Here is a 24691-nt window from a genome sequence, read left to right as displayed (position 1 = left end):
CATGCCGGAGAACGCAGCTACCCCAGCCAACTCCTCGACGCCGACGGCCGGACGACGGGCGGTGAAGGCGGTCATCCCGGCCGCCGGCCTGGCGACCCGGTTCCTTCCCGCCACCAAGGTGGTGCCGAAGGAACTGCTGCCGGTCGTCGACCGTCCGGTGTTGCAGTACATCGTCGAGGAGGCTGCCCAGGCCGGTATCGACGACGTCCTGCTGATCACCGGCCGGGGCAAGACCGCGATGGTCGACCACTTCGACCGCCGGCCCGACCTGGAGGCGCGGCTGGAGGAGAAGGGCGACCCGGAACTGCTGGCCGCGGTGCGCCGGCCGGGAGAGCTGGCGCAGATCTACACCTGCCGCCAGCCGGAGCAGCTCGGCCTGGGCCACGCCGTCGGGTACGCCGAGACGCACGTCGGTGACCAGCCGTTCGCGGTCATGCTCGGCGACGAGTTCGTGAACCTCTCCGAGCCGCTGCTGCCGGCCATGCTGGATCTCCAGGCCCGGACCGGCGGCATCGTGCTGGCCTTCTTCGAGGTGCCGCCGGAGGAGACCAAGCGGTACGGCATCGCCTCGGTGGCGCCGGCCGACCGGAGCCTGGCCGACCTCGGCGAGGTGGTGGAGGTGACCGGGCTGGTGGAGAAGCCGAAGCCGGAGGACGCGCCGAGCAACCTGGCGGTGCTCGGCCGGTACGTGCTGCCCAGCGCGATCTTCGAGGCGATCGGGCGTACCGGAAAGGGCAGTGGCGGGGAGATCCAGCTCACCGACGCGATGGGTCTGCTGCTCAAGGAGGGTATGCCGGTGCACGCGATCGTCTACCGTGGCACCCGTTACGACACCGGCATGCCGCTGGGCTACCTGCAAACCGTGGTGCAACTGGCCTGCGAGCGCGAGGATCTCGGTGCGGAGTTCCGGCAGTGGCTGGGCGAGTTCGTCGCCTCCGACGCCGGCCGCCGCACATGACGCCCCCCTGCGAGGTGACGGTGTGACAGCGACGGCCGATGCCGAGGCGGCCGCCAACGAGCTGACGCCGCTCGCCGACTACCTGGGCAGCGTGCTGCGCAGGTTGCGGGCGCTTCCCCCGCTCGACCTCGACCTCACCCAGGCGTACGGCAACGTGCTCGCCGAGGACGTCGTCGCGCCGCACGCCTATCCGGCCTTCGACCAGGCGGCCATCGACGGGTACGCGGCGCGCTGGGAGGACATCTCGGGAGCGGGGCGTACCGGTGGCACGGCGGGCGGGTACGGCCCGAGCCGGCTCGGCGATCCCCGCCCGGTGCGGCTGAACGTCGTCGGTGACCTCGGCGCGGCGAGTTGGCGGCCGGTGCGGCTGACCCCGGGAGCCTGCTTCTCGGTGGCGGCCGGCTCGCCGCTGCCGATCGCCGCCGACGTGGTGGTGCCGGTGGAGTGGACCGACCAGGGCATGGCGGCGGTGGAGATCTTCCGGACTCCGAAGCGCGGCTACGGGCTGCGCCGGGCCGGGGAGGAACTGCCGGCCGGTACCCTGCTGGCCCGCTCCGGCTCGTACATCTCGCCGGCCCTGGTCGCGGTCTTCGCGGCGACCGGCATCGGGCACGTGGTGGTCCGGCCCAGTCCCCGGGTGGTGATCGTGGCTACCGGTGACGAGCTGGTCGACGTCGGCCGGGCCAGCCAGCCGGGGCAGGTGGTGGACATCAACTCGCACGCGTTGACGGCGGCGGCTGCCGAGGTGGGCGCGTTGGCGTACCGGGTGGGCATCTGCGACGACGACCCGGAAGGGCTGCGCGGGCTGCTGGAGGACCAGACACTCCGGGCCGACCTGATCATCACGACGGGTGGTACCGGCGCCGGCCCGGGTGACATGATCCGCCGGGTACTGTCCCGCCGGGACGGTGGTCGGGCCAGCCCGGTGACCTTCATGGAGGTCGCCCTCTATCCCGGAAGCGCCCTCGGATTCGGTACGGTCGGAGCCGAGGAGGTGCCGGTGGTGTGTCTACCCGGTGAGCCCGGCGCGGCATTGATCGGCTTCGAGGTGCTGGCGAGGCCGGCGATCCAGTTGCTGGCCGGGGCCGAGCCGGTGTTCCGGCCCAGCGTGCGGGCACACCTGCTGGAGACGGTCTCCTCGCCGTCCGGGCTGCGGGAGTTCCGGCCGGCGCATGTGGCCGAGCGGCGCGGCGGCGGCTACACGGTGCAGCCGCTGCGCGGCGGGCCGTACACGCTCTCCGGGCTGGCCGAGGCGAACGGACTGATGGTGCTCGGCGAGCGGGTGACCAGCGCGGCGGCCGGCTCCACGGTGGACGTGCTGCTGCTGGACCGGCGCCGGTGACCGGGCTGCCGGGAACGGCGTGCGGAACGGTGTCGGGACGTCGATGAGGAGGCGTGGGTTGCCGACGGGACACCGGGCGTGAACCTTGCCACGACCCCGGGCTGGCCGGTCGTACTCCGGGACGGGGCGGTGTTGCTGCGCCCGTACCAGCGGTCGGACGCGGCGGCCTGGTCCGAGGTGCGCTGCGCCAACCAAGCCTGGCTGGCACCCTGGGAGTCGTCCCCGCCGGGGCGGTGGGACGAGATGAACTCTCCGGCCGCGTTCCGCTGGGTCTATCGCGACCAGCGCAAACAGGCGCGTCGCGGCGAGAGCATGCCATTCGCGGTCTGCCTGGTCGAGGGTGGTCGGGAGCGGTTGGTCGGGCACCTCAACCTGGGCAACATCGTGCGCCGGGCGTTCTGCTCGGCGTACGCCGGCTACTGGGTGGACGGCCGGGTGGCCGGGCGCGGCGTGATGCCGACCGCGATGGCGCTCGCCGTCGACCACGCGTTCGGGCCCGGTGGGCTGCACCGGATCGAGGTCAACATCCGGCCGGAGAACGGCCCGTCCCGGCGGGTGGTGGAGAAGCTGGGCTTCCGCGAGGAGGCGTACCACCCGCGATACATGCACATCGACGGCGCCTGGCGTGACCACATCGGGTACGCGATGACCAGCGAGGAGGTCATCCGGGAGGGCGGCCTGCTGGCCCGCTGGCACCGGCTGCGCGCCGCCGCCTCCTGACCCCGCGGCGTTGCCCCTGTTGATCTTCTTAGTCGCTGGTCGGCCGGCGCGCCGCACGATATTCCTGGTGTGTCCCCGTAACCTGAAGTAATCGGGACGTGCGGCAACGTCGGACGGACCCGCGCCGGCTCCGGGAGCTGGTCCGCGCCTGCCGTGGACGTACCCGGCGGTGCGGGAGGTGCTCGTCCGGTCGGTTGCCCCGAGGTGGGTGACGGGAGGGATGAGGGTGCCGGCCTCGGTGCTCCTCGCCGTCCTCGCCGCAGCCGGTCTGCTCGCCCTCGCGCCGGCACTGGTCCGCCGGTACGACGCCACGGAGCGGCTGGCCGCGGAGCGGGCGCAGTCGACGGCGCGGGTGCTCCAGCGCCGCCGACGGCGCCGGAGTGTCCCGGGCCGGCAGCCGGTGAACCCACCCCGCACTCGAATCATCACCCTGCGTGCCGGCGTTCCGCCCCCTGAGGCTGCGGGCGCCGAACCGGTCTCGCCGGCCGCCGGTCCCCGCACCCCGGTCTCCGGGCCGCCGGGGAACGGTCGGCGCAGCCGTCGACTGCGTTCGGTGCCCCGGACCCCGGGACCGGTCCGGCGGCGGCCACCGCCCGCCCGGCACACCCCGGCCGTCTACCGGCGGCGCCGGGTATTCGCCGCCCTGCTGCTGCTCAACTTCGTCGAGCTGGTCGGGGTGGTGCTGGTCAGCCCCGGCTTCTGGATCGGCTTCGCGGCCACCGGCGCGCTGCTGTGCGCGTACCTCGTACACCTGCGCAGCCGGGCCATCGCCGACCGCCGTCGGCGGCGGATGCAGGCCCGGGAGGCAGCCTGGCTGGCCGCCCGGCAGGCGGAGGTCCGGCGCGCCCAGGCCCGCCGGGCGCAGGCCCGCCGGGAAGCGCAGCGTCGCCTGGCGGCTCAGCGGGAAGCGGTACGCCGGGCGGCGCTGGGGATGAACCGGACGGCCGACCTGCCACCGGCGGCCAGTGGGGGCGGTCGGGCGGCGGGATCGGTCTCCTACCGGCGGGCCGGTGGCCTGCGCGGGCGCCCCTACGAGGCCGGCGGACGGTGACCGGCGCCGGGTGACGTGTCGGCGGGGCTGGTTCGCGCTCGGACCGGCCGACCTGTTAGCCTTGGCGCCGGCCCGCCCTGTTGGTGGGTCGGTCAAGGGGCTGTGGCGCAGACCGGTAGCGCACCTCGTTCGCATCGAGGGGGTCAGGGGTTCAAATCCCCTCAGCTCCACCATCGAAGTAGCAGGTCAAGGGCGGGTTCTCGGAAGATCGAGAAGCCGCCCTTGATCATCTGACCGTCATCTGACCGGCGGACGGGTCCCGGACCGTGGCGGAGGAACTCAAGACCGGCGAGGCCATCGGCACCTTCCTGCTCTGGTCGATTCAGCCAGGACCTCGAAACGTCGGTGATTCTCGGCCCCGGCGCGCACCGAGGAACCCGGCCAGCGCGGCGAGGAGCGCGTTCGCGTACACCCTGGCCGGGTGGGCACCTGTTCCCGGGCCGCACAGGATCCGCACACGGGTCGCCCCGTGCGACGCCAGCCGTGGTACTGAACTGGTGCCAATGGCAGCAATCGCGTGAGGAAGCCACCCGAGAGGACGCCCCGTGCAATCCCTGACATGCCCGACCACCGCGCCCCAACGAGAGCGATCACCAGGACGGGCCAGGCAGCGCCTGCTCGCCGCCGCCGGCCTGGCCACGCTGGGCCTGGCCACGCTGGGCCCGGTCGCCGTGCCGGCCCCCGCGCACGCCGGGGTGAGCCCGATCCCCGAAGCCGCGACGGGGGCGCCCCGGGCCCTGGCGTATCCGGTCCCGGCCGGTGCGCTCTTCGTGTCGCCGGCCGGCAGCGACAGTGCCCCGGGCACGGAGAGCCAACCATTGCGTACGCTCACCGCCGCGGTCGCCAAGGTGGCCGCCGGCGGGACGATCGTGATGCGCGGTGGCGTCTACCGGGAGGGGATGGGCGGCGTCAACAAGCGGATCACCGTGCAGCCGTACCCGGACGAGAGTGTGCGGCTCAAGGGCTCGGACGTGATCTCGGCCTGGACGGCCGACGGCGGTGACTGGCGGGCCAGCACCTGGGTCTCGCCGCTCTGCCAGACCTGCTACGACGCGGACGCCATCGATCCGGCGTACCCGTTGGCGGGCAGACCCGACCAGGTGTTCCGGGACGGCGCACCGCTGCGCCAGGTCGGATCGCGGGCCGACGTGGTGCCGGGCACCTTCTTCGTCGACCCGACCAGCAAGGCGCTGTACGTGGGTGACAACCCCGCCGGCGCGGTGGTGGAGGCGTCGGTCCGGTGGCGGGCCATGCTGCTCAACCCGGGCGCCGCCGGCAGCGTGATCCGCGGCCTCACCTTCACCGAGTACGCACCACACTGGAACGAGGACCAACTCGCGGTGCTGATCGTGAACGCACCGGACGCGGTGATCGACAACAATGTCCTCACCCGCAGCGCGGGCCGGGCACTCGGGATCTACAACACCGGGATCACGGTCACCGGCAACCAGGTGGTCGACAATGGCGGCGCGGGAGGGAACTTCAACCGGGCGCACGACGTGCTGGTGACGGGCAACACGTTCAGCCGCAACAACACCGCCCGGTTCGCGGTGTCGACCTGTACCTACGCCTGCACCATCGCCGGGCTCAAGATGGCGCACACCGCCCGGCCGACCGTGCGGGACAACGTCTTCGCCGACAACCACGGCACCGGCTACTGGTGCGACCTGGGGTGCACCGACGGAGCCATCAGCGGCAACACCGTCGTGAACAACGCCAACAACGGCATCTACTGGGAGGTCTCGGCCCGTGCCACGATCACGGGCAACCAGATCGACGGCAACGGGCGGGGTATCAAGGTGTCCGGCTCCGACCACGTGTCGATAACCGGCAACCGGTTCTCCGGCAACCGGACCCAGCTCGGCGTCTACGACGACGCGCGGTCGCCCTCCACCGACTCGTACTCGGCCGGTCTGGGGCTGACCTGGAACACCACCGACACCGTGATCACCTCGAACACCGTGCACGGGACGTCGGCGACCACCCGGTTGATGGAGACGAACCGTACCGCACAGGTCAACGCCGCCCAGATGATCGGGCGGGCGACCGGGAACACCGTGTCGGGGAACCAGAGCATCCACTGGTGCCCGTCGAGCACCTGCACCCAGTACACCACGATCGCGGCGTTCGCCGCCGCCACCGGCATCCCGTTCGGATCCGTCGGCACCCCGACTCCGACCAACCACCTGACCGACCCGGGCTTCGAGGCGAGCCCGCCGGTCTGGGGCACCTTCGGCCCGGCCACCGTGCTCACCCCGGTCGGTACCGCGCGCAGCGGCGCCCGGGCGCTCCAGATAGGCACCACCGGGACGCCCCCGGTCACCGCCGGTGCCACCAGCCCCAACCCGCAAACGCGCACGGTAGCCGGCCGGACCTACTCGGCGTCCTGTTGGGTACGGTCGGCCAGCCCGGTCACCGCGCGGGTCCGGGTGCAGGAGTACACCCCGGACTGGCAGTCGGTCACCGGGCCGACCGAGTCGGCGGGGGTGGCACTGGGCGACCCGAACACCTGGTATCAGGTGGCCCTGACCCACACCGCCACGACCAGCGACAACCTGCTGCCGCTCAGTGTCCTGTCGCACAACCTGACCCCGGGCGGTCCCACGTTGCTCGTCGACGACTGCACGCTGACCAACTGACCGACTGACCACGAACGGTGCTGCGCCGGGAGATCGTCTCCCGGCCCAGCACCGTTGCCGCCTCTCGCCGTCCGGGCCGCCAGCCAGCAGGTCGCCCTGAGCGCCGCGCGGTTGACCGCATAGATCTTCATGGCTAGAGTCTGCGCGACGCGGGCCGAAGGAGAGGTGTCGCCATCACACCGCTGTCTCTCCCGCAACCACCGGCACGGCGAGCGGCGGAGTTCGGCCGGGACGCGCTCATCGTCTGCGAGAGCCTGGTCCGGATCTACCAGACCGGGTCGATCGAGGTACAGGCGTTGCAGGGGCTGGACCTCGTCGTACAGAGCGGTGAGATGGTCGCCGTCGTCGGGGCGTCCGGGTCGGGCAAGTCGACGCTGCTCTCCATCCTCGCCGGAATCGACGCCCCCACCGCCGGGCGGGCCCGCGTCGACCGGTGGGACCTGCTGGCGATGTCCCGGGCCGACCGCGTCCGCTACCGGCGGCACACCGTCGGGTTCGTCCGGCAGCAGAGCACGAGCAATCTCGTGCCCTACCTGACCGCGCGGCAGATGGTCGACCTGCCGATGACCGCGGCCCGCACGCCGGCCAGTACCCGCCGCGCCCGCGCCGCCGAACTGCTGGACGCCCTCGGTGTCGCCGACTGCGCCGACCGGCGTCCCGCGCAGATGTCGGGCGGGCAGCAGATGCGGGTCGCCGTCGCGGTCGCCCTCGCCAACCAGCCCCGGGTGCTGCTGGCCGACGAGCCGACCGGCGAGCTGGACACCGCCACCTCGGCGGAGGTTCTCGGGGCGCTGCGGGACGTCAACCGGCAGCTCGGCGTCACCGTCGTCGTCGTGACCCACGATCCCGAGGTCAGCGGCAAGGTCGAGCGGACAGTGGCGATCCGCGACGGGCGTACCAGCAGCGAGGTGTTGCGCCGTGCGGCGACCGGCGCCGACGGCGACGTGCGGGTGGTCGCCGAGGAGTACGCCGTGATGGATCGTGCCGGGCGGGTCCAGGTGCCCCGCGAGTACCGCGAGGCGCTGGCGTTGACCAGGCGGGTCCGGCTCGCCCTGGAGGCCGACCACGTCGCGATCCGCCCCGACCTCGCCGAGCCCGCATGAGCGAGCGCAGCGAGCGAATCATCGGACTCAGTGCCAATGTGTCTCATGTCGGCACGGAGCGCAGCGGAGTGCCGGCATGAGCGAGCGCAGCGAGTGAATCATCGGACTCAGTGCCAATGTGTCTCATGTCGGCACGGAGCGCAGCGGAGTGCCGGCATGAGCGCCGACCCGCTGGTCGCCGTACGCGGCGTCCGGCGGAGCTTCGGTGTCGGGCCGACGGTCGTACACGCGCTACGGGACGTGTCGTTCGACGTCGACGCCGGCACGATGGTCGCCCTGGTCGGCCGCTCCGGCTCCGGCAAGACCACGCTGCTCAACATCGTCGGCGGGCTGGACCGGCCGGACTCCGGCACCGTCGTCGTCGACGGCACCGAGGTGACCACCCTCGACGAGGACGGCCTCTCCCGGCTACGACGCGCGACGGTCGGCTACGTGTTCCAGACGTTCGGACTGATCCCGGTGCTGTCGGCCGCGGAGAACGTCGGCGCACCGCTGCGCCTGGCCCGTACCCCGGTGGCGGAGCGCGAGCGCCGGGTCGAGCTGCTGCTGGAACTGGTGGGCCTGGCCGACCACGCCCAGCAGCGGCCCGGCGAACTCTCCGGCGGCCAGCAGCAGCGAGTGGCGATCGCCCGGGCCCTGGCCGCGTCACCACGGCTGCTGATCGCCGACGAGCCGACCGGGCAACTGGACGCCGAGACGGGCCTGTCGGTGATGTCGTTGCTGCGTGCCGTGGTGGAGTCCGAGGGTGTCACGGCACTGGTTTCCACGCACGACCCGGTGATGATGGCGCTGGCCGACCGGGTGATCCGGATCCAGGACGGCCGGCTCGACGACGAGCCCGACGGGCTGGCATCCCGGTGACGGCCCGGGGCGGCGGATGCTGAGGCTGCTCGGGCTCCGTGCCCGCGCCCAGTGGCCGCTGCTCGCGGCTCTGCTGGCGGTCGTCGTGCTCGGCGCGACCCTGCTCGGCACCTGCGCCCTGCTGGTGACCGGTACCGCAGATCGGGCGTTCGAGGTCGCCGCCGCCCGGGCCGCTCCCGGCGACGTCGGCGTCACCGCCTACACCGTCACCGTGCGGGGCACCCACGCCAGCTCGGTGGCCGCCGATACCCGCGAACTGTTGACCTCGACCCTCGCCCCGTTCTCCGCGACGACGGCCACGCGGGCGTCGTCCGCGTTCCGTACGCTGCCGGAGCGGCTGGCCGGACGGACCGACGTCCTGACCGAGACGTACCTGTCGGCAATGGATGACCTGCCGGCCCGTGCCGCGCTGGTCGACGGACGCTGGCCACAGGCCGCCGGTGGGGCCACGTCCCTGGAGGCCGTGCTGCTCGAACCCACCGCGCGGCGGCTCGATCTCGGCCTCGGCAGTCGCGTCCGGCTCGGCGCGGAGTTGACCGACGAGCCCGCCCCGGCGGTCGACGTGACCGTGGTCGGCGTCGTACGCCCGCTGCCCGGCACCGGGTGGGACCGTGACCCGCTCGGCGGGGCCGGCTACGATCTCGCGTTCAGCGACGGGCGCCAACCGCAGTTGGTGCACGCCTACGGTCCGGTCATCGTCGATCTCGCCGACCTGCTCTCCGGCGGCCACACCATCGACCGGATGGAGATCACCGCCCAACCGGACCTCTCCAGTCCCGCCCGCCACGACCTGGAAACCGTCGCCGGGGCCGTACGCGGCGCCGACCGCCGGCTGGCCGGGATCCTCGGCGACCGGGTGCGGATCGAGAACCTCGCCTCGCGGCTGCCACAGACGCTGCTGGCCGCCCGTGAACAGCAGCGGGTCACCGCCGCCACGGTGCTCGCCGTCGCCCTGCTCGGCGGTGTACTGACCGCGACCGCCCTGGCCCTCGCCGGACGGCTCGCTGCCGGAATACGCGCCGAGGAGACCGGCCTGCTGTCGACACTGGGCTTCGGCCGTGGCCAGCTCGCCGCCGTGTCGGCTGTCGAGGGCGGTACGCTCGCGCTGCTCGCCGCCGCGCTCGCGGTCCCCGCCTCGTCCCTGCTGCATTCCGGCCTGACCCGGCTACCACCCCTGGCGGGCGCCGGCCTCGCCGGGCCACCGGGGGTGACCGCCCCGCAGCTGCTCGTCATCGTCGGCGGCGTACTGGTGCTCGCAGCGGTACTCGTGGTCCTCGCCGCCCGGCCGGTCGCCGTGGCCGGCGGCCGACGCGACCCGCGCGGGCTGCTCGCCCGGTCCGGCGCAGACGTCCTGCTCGTGGCGTTCGGCGCGGTCGGGCTCTGGCAGCTGCACGCCCAGGCCGCCGGCGCCGACAGCCGGGTCGACGCCGTCCGGGTTGTCGCGCCCACGCTGCTGCTGGCCGCCGGCGCCGCGCTGGCCCTGCGCCTGATACCGCCCGCGTTGCACGCTGCCGAGCGGCTGGCCCGCCGTGCCCGGGGACTGGCGCTTCCGCTTGCCGCGTTCGAGGCCGCCCGCCGGCCCCAGGCGGTCGCCGCCGGCCTGCTGATCGGCCTTGCCTGCGGAGCCGGCACCTTCGCAGTCGCCTTCGACGCCACCTGGGAACGGTCGCAGTACGACCAGGCCGACCTCTCGATCGGCACCGACCTGGCGATCGCGCTGACGGCCCCGCCGGTCGCCGGGCAGGGCGCGGCGGTCAGCGGGGCGACCGGGGGAGCGGTGAGCCCGGCCGCCGAGCGGGGCGTCGCCATCGGCCAGTGGCTCGGCACGGCCGGCGACGCGCCCCGGCTGGTGGCCGTGGACACCGGCCGCGCCGGGACGCTGCTGCGCGGGCGGCTGGACGGCGACCGTAGCTGGGCGGAGGTGGGCGCCGCACTGGCGCCGCCGTCCCGCGCCGTCGGAGTTGCCGTCCCGGCCGGTACCGCCCTCGCCCTGACCGGTACGGCGACCGGTTCGACCCCGGTCGTGGTGACCCCCAGGCTGGTGTTCCAGGACGCCACGGGCCTGCGGACGACCTGCACCGGCGAACTCGTCCCGCTCGACGGCGCGGTACACCGGCTACCGGAGTGCGTGCCGGCCGACGGTCTGGAACTGGTCGCGCTCTCCCTGCCGATCGCGGCCGATCCGTCCGCCGGTCCGGCCGGTCCCGAGCGCAGCCACGTCGCCGTGACGCTGATGGTTCCCGGGGCGTCGGCCCGGAACGGCGCACCGCCGTGGACGGCCACCTCCGCCCCGCCCGCACCCGAACAGCTCACGGATTCGGCCGTCGCGCTCGCCGGCACCGCCTCGGGCATCGAGTTGAGAATGACGACGACCGTCCAGCTCAGCGGCGCTCAGATCGCCGCCCGCGACCTCGTCGCGACCGCCTTCCCCGCGCCCGGACCGATACCCGTGGCCGTCTCGGCCCGCCTCCTCGACGAACTCGGGGTGCACCGCGGCTCCCCGCTCAGCATCGGCGTCGGCGCCTCGGCCGTTTCCGTCGTCGTCGCCGACGTGGTGCCGTACGTCCCGTCCGCCCCCGGTGCCGCCGCCATCCTGGCCGACCTGGACGCGGTCTCCCGTGCCCTGGTGGTCGCCGGCGACCTCCAGTATCCCGTGGACGGCTGGTGGGTCGGCCACCCCACCCGGACGGACGCCGCCGTACACGCCGCGGCCCTGCACGTCGGTCAGGTCACCACCCGCGCCGCCGAGGCCGAGCGCCTGCGCGCCGGGCCGTTGCGCGCCGGACTGCCGGCCGCGCTTCGGCTGCTCGTCCCCGCCGCCGCGTTGCTGCTGGTCGCCGGTGTCGTCCTGCACGTACTCGTCGACCTGCGGGCCCGCACGGTCGAGGTGGCCCGGCTGCTCGGGCTGGGAATGACCCGGCGCGAGGTCCGCGCGGTGCTGTTCGGCCAGTACGCCGGCCTCCTGCTGCCGCTGCTGATCGCGGGTGCGGCCGTCGGCGGGCTCGCCACGCTCGTCGTCGCGCCCCCGCTGGTCCGGTCCGACGCCGGTGCCGCGCCGGTCCCGCCCGTCGTGCCGTACTGGCCGTGGGCGGCCGAGGCGGCCCTGCTCGGCCTGCTGCTGGCCGGTTGCGTGCTCGCGGTGGCGGTTGTGGTCACCGTCCGGACCCGGCGCGCCGAGGCCGCGTACCTGCGGGTGAGTTCGTGATCCGGCTCCGGCGCCCCTCGGCGTCCTGGCGACCCGCTGTGTCCTGGCGACACGCCGTGCACTGGCTGCCCGCGCCGCACTGGCCGACCATCCGCAGCCGCCCTCGGGCCGATGCCGGGCCGCTGCTGTTGACCGCGGTCGTCGTCGCGGCCGTCGTCCTGTTCGCCGGTGCCGTGCCGCCACTGATCCGGGCCACCGCCGACGACGCCGTCCAGCAGGCGGTACGCCGCGCCGGCGACGACGCCGCAGTCCGGGTGCATACCCGTTGGGAGCCGGACGCCGGACCGCGCGGTGGACGCGTCCGCGACCCGTACCTCGCCGAGGCCGTCGGCGACCTGCACGGGATGGCCCGGGACGAACTCGGACCCGATCTGGCGGCCGCGCTGCGCCCGTCCATCGCCAGCGTCACCAGCAGCATACTCAAGATCACTGACGGTAGCGTGCAGCGCACCTTCCAGCTCAGCTACCTCGGGAACGATCCTGCGACCGGTGGGGGCCCGGACGTCATCTGGATCGCCGGTGGCGCCCCCCGGCCGGCGGTCCCGGAGGCGGACAGCCGGGTCGAGGTCCTGTACGGCGGACCGCCCCGGCCGGTGCAGGTCGGCCTGTCGAAGGCGGACGCCGAAGCCCTCGGCCTGGGCCCCGGCGACCGCATTCCGCTCGTGGACCAACGCAAGAACGAGAAGTACGTCCAGGTCAGCGGTGTCTTCGAGGCGGCGGACAGCGGCGATCCGGCCTGGCGACTCGCACCGTGGCTGTTGCGACCCGTTCCCGGCGTCGACGGCGTGGGCAGCACCCGGCTCGCCGGACTGCTCTCCGCCGACTCCCTGCCCGACGCCCGGCTCGCCTTCGAGGACGACGAGCTGGAGCGCAGCATCTGGTTCAGCCCCGACCCCGAGGCGTTCACCCAGGACTCGGCGGGGAGCATCGCCGCGACCGTGGTCGCCCTCAAAACGTCCTCCGGCTCCTCCGGGGTCCGAGACAGCTCCCTGCGCTGGGAGACGCGGCTCGACGCCGTGCTACGGGACGTCCGGACCCAGATCGCCGCCGCGACCGCGCAGGCGTCCGTACTGCTCATCGGGGTCCTGGCCGTCGCGGTACTGGTGCTGACGCTCGCTGCCGAGCTGCTGGTCCGGCGCCGCGCCACGGCGCTGGCCGCCGCCCGGCAGCGCGGCGCCGCCCTGCCGGACCTCGCTGCGGAACTGCTGCTCGAGTCCAGCGTGCTGGCGCTGGTGGCCGCCGTGGCCGGGCTCGCGCTGGCCGGCGTGGTCGCCCCGGGACTCTCCTGGAGCTGGGCGGCCCCGGTGGTCCTCACCGCAGCCGCTGCCGGCCCGGCTCTCGGCACACTCGCCGCCGCCCGGGCCACCCGGGACCGACGCGTCCCGGCCAACCGGGCCGCCCGCCGCTGGGTCCGCCGCACCGGGCAACTGCGCCGGGCCACCCTGGAGACCGCGGTCCTGGCCGCCGCGCTGGCCGCCTTTGTCGCGCTGCACCAGCGCGGAATCCTTCCGGCCGTCCTCTCCGGCGCGCCGGCCGGTCCGGAGTCCGGCCAGCACGATGGCCTGACACTGCCGGCGAGCGCGCCCGCGCTTGGCGCGCTCACCGGCGGGCTCGTGCTGCTGCGGCTGCTGCCTGCCGGCACCCGCCTTGCACTGCGGCGCTCCCTGCGCTCCCGCCGCCCGCTGGCGGTGTTCGGCGCCGCGCGGGCGGCCGCGACGTCGGCACGCGTACTTCCACTGCTGGTCCTGGTGACCTCCGTCGCGCTGGCGTCGTTCGCGCTCACGCTCCAGGCCACCACCGTCCGGGGCCTCGCGGCGGGCGCGTGGCATACCGTCGGCGCCGACGTCCGGGTCGACGTCAGCCCGGCCGCCGAGGACTCCACGGCAGATCTCGCCCGGCGCATCGCCGCTGCGCAGGGGGTGCGGCAGGTGGTGGCCGCGCAGGTGACCGACAGCGCCTCGATCGCCGCCGATTCGACGCTCGTCGCGCCCCGTCTGGTGATCGTGGACGCCGTTGCTCTCGCGCGGCTCCTGGCCGCGACCCCGTTGGCGGGCGGACCGGAACTCGACAAGCTCGCAGTGACCGGCCCCGGCCCCGTCCCGGCGCTGGTGCGCTCCAGCGACGGCGAGCTGCGGCCCGGCATGCGGCTGGAGCTCCGCCGGCAGGACGGCCCGGCCGTCCAGCTCGCCGTGGTCGGCGCGGCGCCCACCGTCGGCGACGCGGACGACGTGGTCATCGTCGACGCCGCCGCGATTGCCGCCACCGGTGTGCCGGTCGTTCCGAACACCGTGTGGGTGGCCGGCCCCGGCGCGGCTCGGGCGGCCGCCGACACCAGCGTCGCGGCTGAGGTGGTGGTGCGCGAGGACGTGTTGGCGCAGCGCCGCGTGGCGCCGCTCTCCTTGGGGATGCTGCGGCTGGGCCGGGCCTCGGTTGCGATGTTGCTGGCCATGGGGCTGCTCGGACTCGCGCTCGGCGCGGCTGCCGGTGCGCCGGAGCGGTGGCAGACCCTTACCCGGCTGCGGACGCTCGGCCTGCGGCCGACGGACGCCCGCCGGGTCGCCGCGGGTGAGTTGCTGCCGCCGGTGGTCGTCGCCGCGGTGGGCGGCACACTGCTCGGCACACTGCTCGCGGGCCTGACGCTCGGTCCGCTCGCGCTGCGACTGCTCACCGTGCAGGCTGCCGACCCGGCGCTGGTGCTGCCGTGGTGGGAGATCGGCCTGCTCGCCGTCGCGTTGCCGGTGGCGGTCGTCGCGGTGCTGCGGGTCGAGTTCGCATTCCGGCGCCGTCGGCGGCTGGGCGAGGTGCTCCGGGCGGGCGGGGGATAGCCGCCGGCGGCCGGGCGCGGTACCTCGGGCGGGCGGGGATAGCCGGCGATCGGACCTGCGGCAGTTCCGGTCGGAAACGGTTGTTCTCCGGAACCGGATGTTCTCCGGAACCGGAACCGGAACCGGAGCCGGAGCCGGAGCCGGAATCGGCTGCGGCTGACTGTGAGCGCTCCGGGAACGCGGTCCACCCGGCCGGAGCGGCGGTGGACCGCGACCCGCTGCTCGTTCCGGCGCATCGGCGGGCGATCGCGCTCGTAACATGAGAACGTGGAGTGGGTCACCGTACGCTTCGCGGGCGGTCCGGCCGACGGCACTGCCCGGGACCTGCCGGCCGCGCCCGGTGGCCGGCCGCCGCGACGGTGGGTGTTGAGCAGCAGCTCGGACGAGCCTGCGGACCTGCCCGGCGTGGACCACCTCTACGAGTTGCGGCCCCAGCAGGACGCCGACGGCTGCTGGACGATGGCGTTCGTCCGCTCCGACCCGGTCGGCATGACCGAGTAGCGACCCCGCTGACCGGTCTGGCCCGGGGAGTGGCGATCAACCGGTACGGCTGGGTGGCCGGGTTCGTCCGGGACGCGGCCGGCGTCGAGACCCCGGCGGTGCTGGCCGGCGAGCGGCCGCTCGTGCTGCCGGCGCCGGACGGGGCGGTACCCGGCAGGGAGGGACCGGCGGCGGTGAGCGTCAGCGACGACGGCCGGGTGGTCGGCGGGCTCGTCTCGGTCGGCCCGGACGCCACCGCCACCGCCGCCGTCCGCTGGACCTGCGAGTGATCCGGAGGTACGGCGGGGAGCCGAGTGGTCCCCGCCGTACCCCACGGTCCCGATTCCGGCCGGGCGACCGGTCCGGAGCAGCCCGGCGAGGCGGCGGTGCGCCCGGGCGGGTACCGGGTGGGTCGGGTGCGTACCGGTCAGGACCTGCGGGCAGCGGCGGCCCGGAGGGCGGTCTCGACGATGCCGGCGTACCCGACGTGTCCGGCCCGGTTCGGGTGGTACGACTCGCCGAGCGGGTTGGAGGTGCCGTTCAGCCACTCGACGTCGTCGCAGACCGCGTGCCCGGTGAACGGCCCCCGGGCGTCGACGAAGGCGAACCCGTGCGCGGCGGCCCGGGCGGCGATGGTGGTCGCCAGCAGCTCCGCCGCGGCGTTGAGCTCGGCCTGCTCACCGGGGGAGATCCGGGCGATGATGTTGCACTCCTCGCCGTTGAAGAGGCGCGGATATCCGACCACCGCGACCCGGGCGTTCGGGGCGAGGCTGCGGATCCGGGAGTAGAGCTGGTCGAGCCGGCCCGGCAGGGTGTTCCGGATGATGTTCTCCGCGCTGTCGATCTGGGACCAGCAGGTGGTGGGCCAGGGCAGCGCGCACTGCACGATCACCGACGACCAGCCGAGGTCGTTGCCGCCGGCCTGCACGGTGACGTAGTTGGTGGCCGAGTTGAGGCTGCCGAGCTGCCCGCTGAGCACGCTGGAGGTGGTGGCTCCGGCGCAGGCCGGGAAGCTGAGCGTGGCGCCGAGCCGGGCCGCGTCGAGCACCGGGTAGGAGTGTCGGGAGCGCTGGCAGGAGCCGCTGTCCGGGTAGTACTCCCGGGTGCCGGTGCCGGAGGCGTACGAGTCGCCGAGCGCGGTGTAGGTGGTCGCGGCCGCGTGCGCGGGTACGGCGGCCAGGCCGACGGCGAGCGTGCTGACGAGTGGGACGGTGATGGCGGCTAGCAGGGGGACCAGGCGACGAGGCAGCGACATGATTGGCCTCCTGACATAGGCAAATGTAGATGTCAGGTTGGCAGATACCTGCGCCGCGCGAAAGTAGCTGTGTAGGTTTCTTTCTTCTCGTTCCCCCCTGGTTCTCGTGGCCGTCGGATCGTCCGGAGGCCCCCGGGCCGGTCTGCGGTGTCGACCGGCTCAGCGGGCCGCGATGGCGTGGAACGCGCCGGCCCGGGTGCCGACGTAGATCCGCCCTCGCCAGACCGCCGGAGTCGACTCGATGCAGCCGCCCAGCTTGACCTTCCACAGTGGCTTCGGTGCGGCCGTGGTGTCGGCGACGTCGTACCCGTGCAGCGTGCCGTTGCAGTCCCCGATCACCAGTACGTCGTCGACCACCACCGGCGACTGCCAGGTCGGGCCGGGCAGCTCGAACCGCCACCGTACGGCCCCGGTCGCCCGGTCGACGCCGAGCACCTCGCCGCCCTGGGTGTCGAAGATCGCGATGTCCCTGTGCAGGGCGGGGCTGCCCCAGATGCCGGCCGGCTTGCGGGCGTGGTCGTCGACGTGCCAGACGCTCGGGTTGCCCTTGCGCTTGGGGTCGAGCTTCATCATCTGCCCGACCTGCTTCGACCGGGCGGTGCCCCGCTCGTACTCCGAGCCGACGTAGAGCGCGCCGGTCTCGTCGACCGCGATCGAGGCGTCGGTGTCGTCACCGGTCCAGAACCGGAACACCCGCTTGGGCTTGCGCCCCTGCTTCAGACCGCTGATGTCCCAGCCCTGCACCAACCCGCCGGAGTTGGCAAAGTAGACCACGTTGCCGGAGATCGCCACGGAGTTCTCGATCGAGACCATCCGGTCGTCCACGTCGCGGAGGAGTTGGGCGTCCCAGCCGGGGGTGTTGAACACCAGCTTCGGCTTGACCGTGACCTTGCCGTTGGCGGCGTACCTCCGGTTGAGCTTGACGATGTGGAACTGGCTGTTCTCGCCGCCGAGGAAGAGGTAGTCGTCGAGGATCAGGCCGGCACCGTCGAAGTCGTCGTTCCACATCGTCGGCGAGACCGCCCGCGCCGACAGCTTCCACAGCTCGGTCGGCCTGCCCCGGTCGATCGCGATCACCCGGTAGTAGTTGTCCCGCGATCCGGAGTAGACCAGCGGAAACCCGTCCGGGTCGATGGTGACCGAGCCCTTGATGATGTCGCCGGTCGGAAAGTCCGGCAGGATCCGCTCGCCCGTCTCGCCGTCCAAGAAATGGATCTTGTGGTCGTACGCCCCGAAGACCACCCAGGTCCGCCCGTCCCGCTCGAAGACGGCGGGTTGGCCGGTCCAGCCCGTACCGCACCAGACCCGGGTGCCCTTCTCGTCGGTCGACTCCCCACACAGGCCACCGCTGCGCGGGAACTGCCACTGCCGCGCCGGGGTCGTCCGGGGCATCGGCCCGGTGCCGTAGTAGGTCCGGGTCGGATTGCCCCGGAAGGTGAGCAGGCCGTCCACCTTGGTGCCGTACGGCTTGCCGACGAGGGCCGGATCCGACCAGCCGGTGAACGCGGTGGGTTTGGCGCCACCCACGCCGCCCGGGGTCGGGCTGGCGCTGCCCGACCAACTCGGGCCGGTGGCAGGCGCGTCGCCGCCCAGATCACAGGAGGTGAGGCCGAGCACGGCCACCAGGCCGACCACGACCAGCCGGGTCGGTGTCGGGGTGAATCCTGAACGCAGTGGTCCGGTCACCGCAACAGTGTGCCTATCGACGTCAACTACCGACAGGGCCGCTATTCGGTCACTTCAATGTCGGGTCGTTCCGGGGGGTTGGCCTGATGATCGGCGGAGTCGGCATCCTGTGAACGGGGGAGCCGCCCGGCGGCAGGCGGGTGCCGGTCCCGGCCCGGGAGCGAGCGGTGGCGGCCTCGCTTCGGGCCGGTTCAGATGGCCGGCCGGGGCCGGTCGATCGGGTGGCTGATGCCCGTCCGAGTACTCTGCCCCATACGCCCGTTGTGTTCGGCGGTGCGTCGGTCGGAAATCTGACTTAACACCACCCGTTGTGCCACTGATCCAGGGTGGTTAAGCTCCTTGGTGCGCGCCCCAATCGCCCGCTTCCCCCGTGGCAGGCGATCGGGGCGCGCACCTATGTCCGGGCCTTGCCGTGGCCCGACCAGCCTTCCTGCCAGCGCCGTCCGCCGTGCCCCGCGCACCGGCCACGAGGCGCCCCGGCCGACACCACGCACGCCTAGCCGTTCCTGCGTTCGTCCACGTTCCTCCCGGTCGTCCATCATGGAACCGCGCCGTCAGATCGTCGTCGGATCGCACCATCACGGTGCGAGCGGCACGCCGGGACCGTCGACACGGCCGGGATTGTCGAGACGACCGGGACCGTCGAGACGGAGCGGCCGGCGCGGGCACGGAGCGTGCGCCGCCCGGCCGTCTCGGTCGGCTGTGCCGAAAGGGGTCAGATCCAGCGGTTGCCGAGCCACATCCGGCTCGACCACTCCGCGTACGGCAGGAGCTGCCCCACGAAGATCGGATGGAAGTAGGCGAAGCAGATCGCCACCAGCAGCACGTACGTGCCGGCGACGATCGCGCCGATCATGCGGCGGTCACTGGTCCGCCCGCCCTGGCCACCGTCGCCGGCCGATGCGGCGGGCGGGTCACCGCCGGCCGGGGCGCCCGCTGGCGCCGGTGCCCGGGCCGGGCCGATGATCGCGCCCAGCACGTAGGTCACGGCCAGGATCATGAACGGCACCACCGGCGCGACGTAGAAGAAGAACATCGTCCGGCCGTCCAGCGCGAACCAGAACCACGGCAGCAGGCCGGCGGCCGCCGGCAGCAGGATGGCCAGGGGCCGCCAGTCCCGCCGGGCCAGGCCCAGCCAGGCGACCGCGGCCAGCGCCGGCAGGAACGACCACCACAGGATCGGGGTACCGAGCAGCAGGATCTCCGAGGCGCAGCTCGGAGCCCCGCAGGCGCCCTGGTCGGACCAGTGGAACGCGACCGGCCGGCCGAGCAGCAGCCACTGCCAGGGCCAGGACTGGTAGACGTGTTTGTCGTCGAGGCCGGAATGGAACTTGAGCGCCTCTTCGTGGTAGTGCCACAGGTTCTGCAGGCTGCCGATGATCGGCAGGCTGGACTGGCCGGTGTCGGCCCGCCAGTTCCGGAAGTAGCCGTTGTCGCTGGCGAACCAGCCCGACCAGGTGGCGAGGTAGACGAGCCCGATCAGCACCCCGGCGCCGAGTAGCCAGAGCCCCTCGTCGAGGAAGGTGTCCCGCCACGGCCGGCGTACCCCGGCGGAACGGCGGGCGCCGACCTCCCAGAGCACGACCAGCAGCGCGAACACCGGTACGAAGTACAGTGCGCTCCACTTCACCCCGAAGGCACAGCCCAGCATCACGGCGGCGAGCAGCCGCCACCACGGCACCCCGTCGGACCACCGGAACGGCGGCCGGTTGCGTCGCCCCGGCTGGCTCGGGTCGAGGCCGGACTCGATCGCCCGCAGCCAGCGCTTCCGCCGGACGTCCCGGTCCACCACCAGGGCGCCGAACGCGGCCAGCACGAAGAACATCAGGAAGATGTCGAGCAGCGCGGTGCGGGAGAGCACCAGGTGGAAGCCGTCCAGCGCCATCAGCAGCCCGGCGGTGCAGCCGAGCACGGTCGACTGGAACATCCGGCGGGCGATCCGGATCAGCAGCAGGACGGAGAGCGTACCGATCGCCGCGGCGGAGAACCGCCAGCCCAGCTCGTTGTAGCCCCAGATCTGCTCGCCGATCGCGATCATCCACTTGCCGAGCGGCGGGTGCACCACGTACGCGGCGGTATTGTTCTTCTCGTCCCATTCGACGCCGCGCAGCAGCAGGTTGTGCGCGTCGGTGGCGTAGTAGATCTCGTCGAAGATCTTGCCCTTGGGGTTGCTCAGCCCGACGAAGCGGAGGATGCCGGCGATCAGCACCACCACGGCGGTGGCCAGCCAGGACCACGGTTCGAGCCGGGCGTCGAACGGGGCCAGCCGGCGTCTGATGATCCCGGGTACGCCCCCGTTGGGGCGCTCGGGGCGCTCGGTCGTGGCTGTCCCGGCCGGGGTGGCCGAGACCACCTCGACCACCGGGCCTGCCGGCGGCCCGGCGGTGCCCGGGCTCTCGGTCTGCGCTGTCGACGCCAGAGTCACCCCGTGATCGTAGGCTGCGATGGTGTGAAACGGGGCACGACGCTCGCTATGTGCGATGACAGGTATCGATGAAGGAGTCGGTCGGTGGAAAAATCGCCCGGTAACGGCCGGCTGATCCTGCTCGGAGCGCCGCTCGGAAACCCCGGCGACGCCTCGGCGCGGCTGCGGGACGCACTCGGGCAGGCCGACGTCGTCGCCGCCGAGGACACCCGCCGGCTCACCCGGCTGGCCCGCGACCTGGACGTCACCATCACCGGCAAGATCGTGTCGTACTTCGAGGGCAACGAGGAGCGTCGTACCCCGGACCTGGTCGACGCCGTCCTCGACGGCGCGCTGGTGGCGCTGGTGACCGACGCCGGGATGCCGAGCGTCTCCGACCCCGGCTACCGGCTGGTCCGGGCCGCGCTCGACGCGGGCGCCCCGGTCACCGTGGCGCCCGGCCCGAGCGCGGTCACCACCGCGCTCGCCCTCTCCGGCCTGCCCACCGACCGGTTCTGCTTCGAGGGGTTCCTGCCCCGCACCGGCGGCCCGCGCCGGGCCCGGCTGCGGGCGCTCGCCGCCGAGGAGCGGACGCTGGTCTTCTTCGAAGCGCCGCACCGGGTGGCCGGCGCGCTCGCCGACCTGGCGGCCGCGTTCGGCGCCGACCGGCCGGCGGCGCTCTGTCGGGAGCTGACCAAGACCTACGAGGAGGTGCTGCGCCGCCCGCTCGGCGAGCTGGCGACCTGGGCCGCCACCGGCGAGCCGCGCGGCGAGATCACCCTGGTGGTGGCGGGTGCCCCGGCGGTCGCCGCGCCGGTCCCGGCCGTCGCGGACCTGCGGGCCGCGGTCGCCGACCTGGAGGCCGGGGGTACGTCCCGACGCGACGCCATCACCGCGGTCGCCACCGAGTACGGCCTGCGCCGCCGGGACGTCTACAACGCCGTGCACCCCCCGGCGTCGAGCTGACGCGTCGGCCGGCGCCAGCGGGGGTCAGTAGGCGCCGGCCAGGAACCCGGCGGCGAGCAGCAGCGGGCCGGCGACGCTCACCAGGGCCGCGGTGTGCCGGTTGCGCCGCTCGACCAGTCGCAGCGCCCCGCTGGTCCAACCGGCTCCCACGCAGCACAGCAGCACCATCCCGAAGCCGAGTACCCAGCGCAGGTGCAGTAGCCCGGTGCCCGCGCCGACGTACGCCTTCCCGCTGTCCGCCCCGGTCATCCGGGCCGTGAACCGGCTGCCGAACTCGCGGTGCGCCGCGCCGACGTCGACCAGCCGGATGTCGTGGACCCGCACCGAGCCGCTGTCGGCGCTGAAGGTGCCCCGGCAGTGCTGCCCGAGCCCGTGCCCGGTGCAGGTCTGCACCGTCGCCGTACCCAGCTCGCCGTGGCCGACGGCGAGCCAGAACGGCTCGGCACTGACCCAGGCGAAGAAGCTGGCGACCAGGGAGCAGAGGATCACCCCGGCGAGCCCGAGCGCCGGGTTCCGCGGCGGCTTCGGCGGTCGCGGCACCCGCCGCCGGGTCGCGGCCGCGGCCGGGTCCTTCGGCCGGCCGTACCAGGTCCGGGGAGTCGGCTGCACGGGCGTGCCGTCCCAGTGGACCTCCTCGATCGGCAGCCAGAAGTCGTCCTCCTCGGCCGTTTCCGGATCCGTTCCCGGTGCGGTGGTCGGTAGCGACCCGGTCGGTCCGTTCCAGGTCGGTGCGGTGGCCCGGGGCGCCCGCCGGGGCAGCATCGCGAGCGGGGCGCCGGTGGTCGGCTCGATGCCGGACGGGCCGGCGAGCGTGCCGGGGGCACCGAGCCAGGCGGAGCCGAGTGCGGGTGTGGCCCCCCGGAACGGTCTGGCCGGCGCCGGCTCGTACGCCGGGGCCGGCCGCTGCTGCGGCGCCGGTCCCGCCTCGGCGGCCGGATTGTCGGTGGCCTCGGCGGGCTGGACCGGCCCGGTGGGTGATTGTCCGGACGCGGTCCCGGCGGGTGTCGGCGGACCGGGCTGGGCGGGTGCCGGCGGGCCGGGCTGGGTCTCGGAAGGGCGCGTTTCCGCTGCTGGCTGCCCACCCTCCTGGCCCGTCACCCGTCCATTGGACAACGCTGCTCGGACTCGCCAGGGCAGCCGCACAGGCGTGTCGAAGGAGAAAAAAGTCGGATATCAGTCTGAATATTGGCAGGTTGAGTGATCTTTCCGCTAAACACCCGTCGATGGCGGGCCGCCGGCCAGCCCCCTACCGGCGCCGTCGGCCCGGGGTACGGCGTTGGTTCGCGGTACTCGGAGGGTGGTCACTAGGCTTGCTTCTCATGAGTCACGTTCTCGCGGCGGTTGCCTGGCCGTACGCCAACGGCCCGCGCCACATCGGCCACGTCTCCGGCTTCGGGGTCCCCTCCGACGTGTTCAGCCGGTACATGCGGATGGCCGGGCACGACGTACTCATGGTCAGCGGCACCGACGAGCACGGCACGCCGATCCAGGTGCAGGCGGACAAGGAGGGGGTCACCCCGCGCGAACTGGCTGATCGCTACAACCGGGTGATCGTCGAGGACCTGCACGGGCTCGGCCTCTCCTACGACCTCTTCACCCGGACCACCACCCGCAACCACTACGCGGTGGTGCAGGAGCTGTTCGAGACGCTGCACCGCAACGGCTACATCGTGCCCAAGGTCACCATGGGGGCGATCTCGCCGTCCACCGGCCGTACCCTGCCGGACCGCTACATCGAGGGCACCTGCCCGATCTGCGGCTACCCGCACGCCCGGGGTGACCAGTGCGACAACTGCGGCAACCAGCTCGACCCGATCGACCTGGTCGACCCCCGATCCAAGATAAACGGCGAGACACCGCAGTTCGTCGAGACCGAGCACTTCTTCCTCGACCTGCCGGCCTTCGCTCAGGCGCTGGCGAAGTGGCTGGACACCCGGGAGGGGTGGCGGCCGAACGTGCTGCGCTTCTCCCGGAACCTGCTGGACGACCTCCAGCCCCGGGCGATCACCCGGGACCTGGAGTGGGGCGTACCGATTCCGCTGGAGGGCTGGCGCGACCGCAGCGACAAGCGGATCTACGTCTGGTTCGACGCGGTGATCGGCTACCTGTCCGCGTCCATCGAGTGGGCGCGGCGCTCCGGCGACCCGGAGGCGTGGCGGCGCTGGTGGGCGGCGGACGCCCAGGGCAAGGACGCCCGGGGCTACTACTTCATGGGCAAGGACAACATCGTCTTCCACTCGGTGATCTGGCCGGCGCTGCTGCTCGGCTACGACGGCGAGGGCGACCGGGGCGGTGAGCCCGGCGACCTGGGCCGGCTCAACCTGCCGACCGAGGTGGTCTCCAGCGAGTTCCTGACCATGGAGGGGAAGAAGTTCTCCTCGTCCCGGCAGGTCGTGATCTACGTACGGGACTTCCTGGCCCGGTACGACGCGGACGCGCTGCGCTACTTCATCGCCGTGGCCGGCCCGGAGAGCCAGGACACCGACTTCACCTGGGCGGAGTTCCTGCGCCGCAACAACGACGAGCTGGTCGCCGGCTGGGGCAACCTGGTCAACCGGTCGATCTCGATGGCCGCGAAGAACTTCGGCGCGATCCCGCCGATCGACCCGGCCGGGCTGACCGAGGCCGACGAGGCGCTGCTCGCCACCGCGCGGGCCGGGTTCGGCATCGTCGGCGACCTGATCTCCAAGCACCGGCAGAAGCAGGCGATCGGCGAGGCGATGCGGGTGGTCGCCGAGGCCAACAAGTACCTCTCCGAGCAGGCCCCCTGGAAGCTGAAAGGCGAGGCCGACAAGCCTCGGATGGGCACCATCCTGCACGTCGCGCTCCAGGTGGTCAGCGACGCCAACACGCTGCTCACCCCGTTCCTGCCGCACTCGGCGCAGCAGGTGCACGAGCTGCTCGGCGGCACCGGGGTACACGCGCCGATGCCGTCGATCGTGGAGGTCGACGACCTGGACGGCGGGCCGTCGTACCCGGTGCTGACCGGGGACTACACGGTCGGGGCGCGATGGGAGTCGGTACCGGTCGAGGCGGGGCGGGCACTGGCCGCGCCGAAGCCGGTCTTCCGCAAGCTCGACCCGTCGATCGTGGACGAGGAACTCGCCCGACTCGTCGGCTGAGCCAGCCGGTCGGGTACGATCCGTCTTTCCACTTCCCCCCGAGTCAGAGACGGTTGTCGATCGTGGAGCTGGTG

Annotated in this window: 17 protein-coding genes and 1 tRNA gene; 14 read left to right on the top strand and 4 right to left on the bottom strand. The window is 73.2% G+C overall.

Going from position 1 to position 24691, the window contains the following annotated elements; translation table 11 throughout:
- The first annotated feature begins 1 nt into the window (after position 1).
- The 12 genes from AAH979_RS21030 (at position 2) to AAH979_RS20975 (ending at position 15474) form a co-directional block, all read left to right on the top strand.
- The gene (locus tag AAH979_RS21030) at positions 2–958 is read left to right on the top strand and encodes a UTP--glucose-1-phosphate uridylyltransferase (RefSeq protein ID WP_346259827.1); all 957 of its coding nucleotides are present in this window, start codon (positions 2–4) and stop codon (positions 956–958) included.
- A 22-nt stretch (positions 959–980) separates the two neighbouring features.
- Positions 981–2300, top strand: coding sequence for a gephyrin-like molybdotransferase Glp (gene glp / locus AAH979_RS21025; protein WP_318400299.1), 1320 nt, complete (start codon positions 981–983; stop codon positions 2298–2300).
- A gap of 78 nt (positions 2301–2378) precedes the next feature.
- Positions 2379–3020 carry a GNAT family protein gene (locus AAH979_RS21020; protein WP_346259826.1) on the top strand — a complete coding sequence of 214 codons (642 nt, stop codon included), beginning with the start codon at positions 2379–2381 and terminating at the stop codon, positions 3018–3020.
- Between the two features lie 220 nt (positions 3021–3240).
- Positions 3241–4071: a hypothetical protein gene (locus AAH979_RS21015; protein WP_346259825.1), complete on the top strand. Its 831-nt coding sequence runs from the start codon at positions 3241–3243 to the stop codon at positions 4069–4071.
- Between the two features lie 96 nt (positions 4072–4167).
- A tRNA-Ala gene (locus tag AAH979_RS21010) sits at positions 4168–4244 on the top strand.
- Positions 4245–4616: 372 nt separating this feature from the next.
- Complete coding sequence (locus AAH979_RS21005; protein WP_346259824.1) at positions 4617–6710, top strand: right-handed parallel beta-helix repeat-containing protein; 2094 nt, start codon at positions 4617–4619, stop codon at positions 6708–6710.
- 182 nt (positions 6711–6892) lie between these two features.
- The gene (locus AAH979_RS21000; protein WP_346259893.1) at positions 6893–7813 is read left to right on the top strand and encodes an ABC transporter ATP-binding protein; all 921 of its coding nucleotides are present in this window, start codon (positions 6893–6895) and stop codon (positions 7811–7813) included.
- A 156-nt stretch (positions 7814–7969) separates the two neighbouring features.
- On the top strand, positions 7970–8674 hold the full coding sequence (locus AAH979_RS20995) for an ABC transporter ATP-binding protein (RefSeq protein WP_346259823.1): 705 nt from the start codon (positions 7970–7972) through the stop codon (positions 8672–8674).
- Positions 8675–8690: 16 nt separating this feature from the next.
- Positions 8691–11879, top strand: a complete 3189-nt coding sequence (locus AAH979_RS20990) for an FtsX-like permease family protein (RefSeq protein WP_346259822.1) — start codon at positions 8691–8693, stop codon at positions 11877–11879.
- A complete protein-coding gene (locus AAH979_RS20985; protein ID WP_346259821.1) occupies positions 11876–14704 on the top strand; it encodes an FtsX-like permease family protein in 2829 nt (942 codons plus the stop codon). Before AAH979_RS20990 ends, AAH979_RS20985 begins: the two co-directional genes overlap by 4 nt.
- 267 nt (positions 14705–14971) lie before the next feature.
- Positions 14972–15205: a hypothetical protein gene (locus AAH979_RS20980; RefSeq protein ID WP_346259820.1), complete on the top strand. Its 234-nt coding sequence runs from the start codon at positions 14972–14974 to the stop codon at positions 15203–15205.
- Between the two features lie 29 nt (positions 15206–15234).
- On the top strand, positions 15235–15474 hold the full coding sequence (locus AAH979_RS20975) for a hypothetical protein (RefSeq protein ID WP_346259819.1): 240 nt from the start codon (positions 15235–15237) through the stop codon (positions 15472–15474).
- A 137-nt stretch (positions 15475–15611) separates the two neighbouring features.
- On the opposite strand, the gene AAH979_RS20970 is transcribed toward AAH979_RS20975, so the two are convergent.
- From AAH979_RS20970 to AAH979_RS20960, 3 genes are all read right to left on the bottom strand, one after another.
- The gene (locus tag AAH979_RS20970; RefSeq protein ID WP_346259818.1) at positions 15612–16439 is read right to left on the bottom strand and encodes an SGNH/GDSL hydrolase family protein; all 828 of its coding nucleotides are present in this window, start codon (positions 16437–16439) and stop codon (positions 15612–15614) included.
- A 159-nt stretch (positions 16440–16598) separates the two neighbouring features.
- Positions 16599–18125 carry a PQQ-binding-like beta-propeller repeat protein gene (locus tag AAH979_RS20965; RefSeq protein ID WP_346259817.1) on the bottom strand — a complete coding sequence of 509 codons (1527 nt, stop codon included), beginning with the start codon at positions 18123–18125 and terminating at the stop codon, positions 16599–16601.
- Positions 18126–18840: 715 nt separating this feature from the next.
- The gene (locus tag AAH979_RS20960) at positions 18841–20487 is read right to left on the bottom strand and encodes a phospholipid carrier-dependent glycosyltransferase (protein WP_346259892.1); all 1647 of its coding nucleotides are present in this window, start codon (positions 20485–20487) and stop codon (positions 18841–18843) included.
- Positions 20488–20634: 147 nt separating this feature from the next.
- Here AAH979_RS20960 and rsmI point away from each other — a divergent pair, with 147 nt between their 5' ends.
- On the top strand, positions 20635–21495 hold the full coding sequence (gene rsmI, locus AAH979_RS20955) for a 16S rRNA (cytidine(1402)-2'-O)-methyltransferase (protein ID WP_346259816.1): 861 nt from the start codon (positions 20635–20637) through the stop codon (positions 21493–21495).
- 24 nt (positions 21496–21519) lie between these two features.
- Here the strand turns inward: rsmI and AAH979_RS20950 are convergent, their stop codons facing one another.
- Positions 21520–22593, bottom strand: a complete 1074-nt coding sequence (locus tag AAH979_RS20950) for a hypothetical protein (protein ID WP_346259815.1) — start codon at positions 22591–22593, stop codon at positions 21520–21522.
- Between the two features lie 221 nt (positions 22594–22814).
- Here AAH979_RS20950 and metG point away from each other — a divergent pair, with 221 nt between their 5' ends.
- Positions 22815–24617, top strand: a complete 1803-nt coding sequence (gene metG / locus AAH979_RS20945; RefSeq protein ID WP_346259814.1) for a methionine--tRNA ligase — start codon at positions 22815–22817, stop codon at positions 24615–24617.
- The last annotated feature ends 74 nt before the right edge of the window (positions 24618–24691 follow it).

Origin of the sequence: Plantactinospora sp. ZYX-F-223 (genome assembly GCF_039649625.1) — a bacterium.
Classification (GTDB): domain Bacteria; phylum Actinomycetota; class Actinomycetes; order Mycobacteriales; family Micromonosporaceae; genus Plantactinospora.
The sequence above is the reverse complement of the archived record's forward strand: the minus strand, read 5'-3'. Positions and strand labels throughout refer to the sequence as shown.